Raw genomic sequence first — 5205 nt, 5'->3', positions numbered from 1 at the left:
CGGCCGTAGGACGCAGTGCCATCGGAGTGCGGGGGCTTGCGTCTGACACCTCGATCAAGCAGCTGTAGTCCGTCGAGGTCAGAGCGACTTCGAAGAGATGCCCGGGGACGTGTCCGTGCAGCACGGCGTTCGTCGCGAGCTCGCTTGAGACCAGGACGACCCGGTCGATGTCGTCTAGTACGTATCCCCACTCGCTGAGCGTCTTCCCGGTCTGGCGCCGGACGAGGGAGACGCATGCGGCGGTCGAGCTGAACTGCATGCGCCATCTCTGAGCGGTCTGCTGGTCGTGCATGGCCATCGCGTACATCGCGTCCCCTCATCGCGGGCGGTTGGAGGACCAGCTCACCGCGAAGGGCCATCACGTAATCAGGTCACGGTGATTACCCAACGTGGGTAATATCCAGAGCGGCTGACCAACCGTCTGACGCCATCGCCTGATGCGGCAGAGGAGCGCATGTGCCCGGATCCCAGCCTCATCAGGGACTTCCGCCCGAACTGCTCACGAATCCCGAGTGGCAACGTGCATGTCGGCAGCGCGACTTCGCGAAGGTCTTCCACCTCGTGAAGGTGAAGGCGGGCATCTATCCGTCCCGTGTTGCCGCCTTGTGCGGGATGACGCCGAGCCGGGTCGGGGAGATCATGTCGGGGAGGCGCGGGCTCGCCCACATCGATGTGATCGAGCGCGTGGCCGATGGTCTTCGTATCCCCGGCGCCATGCTCGGGCTCGCCCACAGGCCCTGGGAAATCCCGTCCCCGGCGACGTCGCGAGACCGCCTCCCGAGCCTCCCGAGCCGCTCGGCGCAGGCATCCGAGACCTCCGCCGACGATGAGCGGAGTCCTGACGCCGAATCCCACAGCGATCTCGACGACTTGCTGACGCTCGCCGACGGAAGGGTGACGCGGTCGACGCTCCTCGCCCTGCGGTCATCGGTCGAGGACTACTGGCGCCGTGACGACGAGCACGGTGGCGCTTCCCTGCGCCCGGCTGTCGTGGGGCACCTTCGGTACGTGACGCAGATGATGCGCAGCGTCCGCGCTCCCCTGCGCCGCGATCTTCAGTCACTCGCCGCGGAACTCGCCCGCCTCGCCGGATGGGCCTACTTCGATGCCCGCCAATACAGCACCGCACGCACCCACTTCACCCAAGCACTGCGGCTCTCGCACGGGCAGGACGACTATCTTTTCATGGCCAACGTCCTGTCCTGCATGAGCCTGCAGGCAACCTACGACGGGCAGCCCGCAGACGCGGTGGCGCTGGCCTGCAAGGCCCAGGACAGCGCCCGAGTCGCTGGCGGACAGCCGCTGGTGATGTCGATGCTCCACATGCGGGAAGCCTTCGCCCACGCCACACTCCGCGACGCCGCCTCCTGTCACCAGGCCATCGGACGCTCCCGGGACGCGTACGAACAGGCCCGCGGCCAAGAGGGCGAGGCGCCTTCCTGGGTCCGCTACTTCGACGAGACGAAACTGATCGTCGACACAGGAATCGCGCTCGCCAAGCTGGGTGAGTCCGAGCGCGCCGAGCCGCTGATCGCCGAGGGCCTTCGGCGGGAAACAGGCGCCCAGCAGCGTGGCCGCGCCTTTCACGCCTTCTGGCTTGCCACGGCGCAACTCCAGCAGGGCAAGCTGGACGCCGCGTGCCACAGCGCCGGGCTCGCCCTGGACCTCAGTGCATCCCTCGACTCACCACGGGTCGCGGGCCACGTCCACGAGTTCCACCAGCGCCTCGCCCCCTACGCCCGCGAGACGCCGGTGATCGCCTTCGAGCAACGTATGCGCGAGGCACTCGGCTAACTCGTAGCGCCGGTGGCTTCGTCCAGCAGCAGGTACAGCAGGCCGACCAGGCTTCCGCTGCTGACCACCTCGCGGCGGTCGATCATGCCGCGGACCTCGGACATCGGGATCCACTCGATACGGTCCGACTCGTTCAGTTCGGTCGGCGGGCCGGCGTAGGCGGCAGCCTGAGCGCGGAAGACATGATGTTCCGAGTCGGTGATGCCGTTCGCCGGCTGCGCGTACACCAGAGGCTTCAGGCCCTCCACTCGCCAGCCGGTCTCCTCCTCCACCTCACGGGCCGCCGCCTGCTCCGGGGTCTCGTCGGCCTCGATCAGGCCCATCGGCAGCTCCCAGCCCCACGTGTCCGTGATGAACCGGTGGCGCCACATCATCAGCACCCGCTTCTGCTCATCCACCACCGCGGCGACCGCGAGATGCCGCATCCGCACCACATGGTGCTCCCAGCGCCGGCCGTCCGGCTGCTGGACGTCCACGAGCCAGAGGTTGACCCACGGGTTGCTGTAAATCTGGCGCTCGCCATGAACCGTCCACCGCATGAGCCAACTCCTTTTCGCTGCCGTGCAGCACCAAGAATGTCACTTGGACGAGAAGCCGTCTGCCCCGTCAACGACTTCCGGCCGGTGCTCGCGTGATCCGGCCGAAGTCGCCGTCCGTATCTGCGGCTATCAGCCCCGATGGGAGTACCACAGCGTGCGGGGCTGCGGAGTGCTCTCCGTCCCTCGGCCGGGACTCCGCCTTGAGGCCGCATTACACGGTGTGGGCCCGCCAGCCCGCGGTGCTATCGGCGATGGCGGCGATCCACTCCGCCTGCGCGAGGCGCGTTGGCTGCTGCGGGCATGGTGGTTCGGCTGGCGTTTCCGCTCCGGACCAGAGCGGCGATTGATCGCTTGTCCGGCTGGTTGGCTATACGCCATGTGAGGACTTCGGCTGCCGAGTGGGCGGTGCCCAGTTCACGCTCGGCCGCCGCTGTCGCGAGGATCTGGCTGGGGCGGTGGCCGACGGTTTCGGCCTGGGCAAGGGCGGTGGTAAGGGCGGGCCAGGCGGGGTCGGCGAGGATGCGCTCGGCGTGCTGCGCCACGTGGCAGCCACCCTCACTCACGGCGCCGGAGGCGACCTCCACACGATCAAGGAGACCCTGCGCCACTCCACGATCACCCTGACCTCGGACACTTACACGAGCCTGCTCCCGGAAGTCGACCGGGCCACCGCCGAAGCCGTTACAGCACTGGTTCCCCGGGCACGTGTATCTGTGCCTGAAGAGAACTGACTATCGGAGGCGCTTCCGGCGTCGCCGATGACCTCCCGGCATAAAGTGAATGCTTCGCCGAACGGACCATCACCACAATGCTCGGCCGACAACGGCGGTTCGTCACGACCGGCGGCCAAGGCGGGTCAGGGCCGTCGATTCCGTTCCAGTGATGAAAGAACACCATTGACTGTCGCAGTTCTTGGGTGAGATATCCGGGGACCTTGTCGCGGTACGGATCAGTTCCCCTGGACAACACGAACGGTGGCCCGGCCTGGGGTCGTGTCCGGCCCGTTGCGGCCCGAGGTCGCCTACTCCGCAACCCGCCCTCGTGCCGTACACATATGGCCGCACGAAAGAACCCTCCAAGCATCAGCCAGCTGGGCCAAGCACCACGCTCCGCGCGCCACCACGCCACTCAAGTTCCTCGAACCACGCCTCTGCCCTCCGTTACACGGAGAGCAGGCGGTCCACCAAAAGATTGATCGACTCACCCATATGACGAAGGGCCGCGGTTGGACGGCCAACTTCTGGAACTGAGGCGTGATCTTGCTGATCGTGGAGCCTGACCGTGTACCTCTGACACCATGGAGTGATGAGAACGAACTATGGTCAAGTATTGGCAAAGCCCCTCTAGGATCGCAGGTCAGGAAGGGTGGTCCCCGCGCAGGCGGGGGTGTTCCGGCCGGCGCCAACATGAAACGCCCGCGGCCCTTGTGGTCCCCGCGCAGGCGGGGGTGTTCCGGACTGCCTCCATAACGGTCGGGTGGTCGGGCTGTGGTCCCCGCGCAGGCGGGGGTGTTCCGACCATGTGGATGACCCGGCCGAGAGCTTCGGTGTGGTCCCCGCGCAGGCGGGGGTGTTCCGCCTTACGGTGTGCCGTACTGGTTCGAGTCGCAGTGGTCCCCGCGCAGGCGGGGGTGTTCCGACACCCTCTCGGAGAACGTCCGCAGGCTGTTCGTGGTCCCCGCGCAGGCGGGGGTGTTCCGCCCTCGTCCCACAGGTCCAGGCCGGGCCGATCGTGGTCCCCGCGCAGGCGGGGGTGTTCCGGACCGGGTTGGGGTCCTCGCCGGGCCGGATGCGTGGTCCCCGCGCAGGCGGGGGTGTTCCGCCACTGCTGGTGACGCCGGTGGCGCCGACGCCGTGGTCCCCGCGCAGGCGGGGGTGTTCCGTCGTCGTACTCGGTGACCGTTTCCCAGGTCTCGTGGTCCCCGCGCAGGCGGGGGTGTTCCGACGAGGTCGTCGGGGTACAGCTCGGCTGGGTGGTGGTCCCCGCGCAGGCGGGGGTGTTCCGTCCCCGTTCTGGCGTCCGGACTGGCACAAGGCGTGGTCCCCGCGCAGGCGGGGGTGTTCCGAAGGACCGGGCCCGGGTTCGGAACGTGAGGTCGTGGTCCCCGCGCAGGCGGGGGTGTTCCGGACAGCGGCGGCCCGGCTGGGCGCCTGTGCTCGTGGTCCCCGCGCAGGCGGGGGTGTTCCGATGTTGTCCAACGGGTCCACGTCCTCTTCGACGTGGTCCCCGCGCAGGCGATCGAGCAGTGGTCCCCGCGCAGGCGGGGGTGTTCCGGGTGATCGGGCGAAGCCGGACGGCCCGAAGGTGTGGTCCCCGCGCAGGCGGGGGTGTTCCGGCCGAAGACTTCTACCGGCCCGCCCACAGTGTGTGGTCCCCGCGCAGGCGCGGGTCCCCTTGCAGCCAGCGTCTGCCGATCAGTCGTCAGAACCGGATCAGCGCCTGGTTCAGGGACATCAGCGCCCCTGCCCCACGACTGAATCGTGGCCGGTCGGTACAGGCTGGTGCCACGGAAGAAGCCGTCGGCGAGGGCGGCTTCGGCATGCCTCTCCGTGCGGGCGCCTCCTCGCGCTCACAGGGCGCAAAGCCCGCCGCCTCGTGCTCCCGTGTCCGCCGTCGTCCGGCCCCTCCGAGGTCCGTCCGCTCACGCATCGCTCACGCACAGGCCCCGAAACAACGGAGCGCCCCTGCCCGGCGGGACCGGGCGGGGCGCTCCGTAGCAGGTCACGGGCGTAAGCCCGGCCCGCCGACAGTAGGCCGTGTGGGACTCGAACCCACAACCAACGGATTAAAAGTCCGCTGCTCTGCCAATTGAGCTAACGGCCCTCGGCGGGCTATGCTCGTGTGTGTTGTGTCGCAGGGCCGTTAGCTCAAT

General features: G+C 68.2%; 3 protein-coding genes, 1 tRNA gene, 1 pseudogene and 1 CRISPR repeat array. Of the genes and pseudogenes, 2 read left to right on the top strand and 3 right to left on the bottom strand.

Annotated features, from left to right (window positions below; genetic code table 11):
• Positions 1 to 307: ATP-binding protein (locus BFF77_RS15805; RefSeq protein WP_169922669.1), on the bottom strand; the 307-nt coding region annotated here is incomplete at its 3' end.
• A 149-nt stretch (positions 308 to 456) separates the two neighbouring features.
• Here BFF77_RS15805 and BFF77_RS15800 point away from each other — a divergent pair.
• Positions 457 to 1794: an NsdA family TPR-like regulatory protein gene (locus BFF77_RS15800; protein WP_066949541.1), complete on the top strand. Its 1338-nt coding sequence runs from the start codon at positions 457 to 459 to the stop codon at positions 1792 to 1794.
• Here the strand turns inward: BFF77_RS15800 and BFF77_RS15795 are convergent.
• A complete protein-coding gene (locus BFF77_RS15795; protein ID WP_066949538.1) occupies positions 1791 to 2333 on the bottom strand; it encodes an NUDIX hydrolase in 543 nt (180 codons plus the stop codon). The genes BFF77_RS15800 and BFF77_RS15795 overlap by 4 nt on opposite strands.
• Before the next feature lie 533 nt (positions 2334 to 2866).
• On the opposite strand from BFF77_RS15795, the pseudogene BFF77_RS33310 reads away from it, so the two are divergent.
• Positions 2867 to 3064: pseudogene (locus tag BFF77_RS33310) on the top strand (site-specific integrase); the annotation flags it as partial.
• Between the two features lie 634 nt (positions 3065 to 3698).
• Positions 3699 to 4668: direct repeats of the CRISPR family, unit length 29 nt; unit sequence GTGGTCCCCGCGCAGGCGGGGGTGTTCCG.
• Positions 4669 to 5083: 415 nt separating this feature from the next.
• On the opposite strand, the gene BFF77_RS15785 reads toward BFF77_RS33310, so the two are convergent.
• Positions 5084 to 5156, bottom strand: a tRNA-Lys gene (locus BFF77_RS15785).
• Between the last annotated feature and the right edge of the window lie 49 nt (positions 5157 to 5205).

Source organism: Streptomyces lushanensis (genome assembly GCF_001700515.1).
Classification (GTDB): domain Bacteria; phylum Actinomycetota; class Actinomycetes; order Streptomycetales; family Streptomycetaceae; genus Streptomyces; species Streptomyces lushanensis.
Note: the sequence above shows the minus strand (reverse complement) of the source record. Positions and strands in the feature narration are given on the sequence as shown.

Bases quoted from the DNA above. Each gene is read 5' to 3' on its own strand.
- BFF77_RS15795 (WP_066949538.1), bottom strand. From the start codon at position 2,333: ATGCGGTGGACGGTTCATGGCGAGCGCCAGATTTACAGCAACCCGTGG.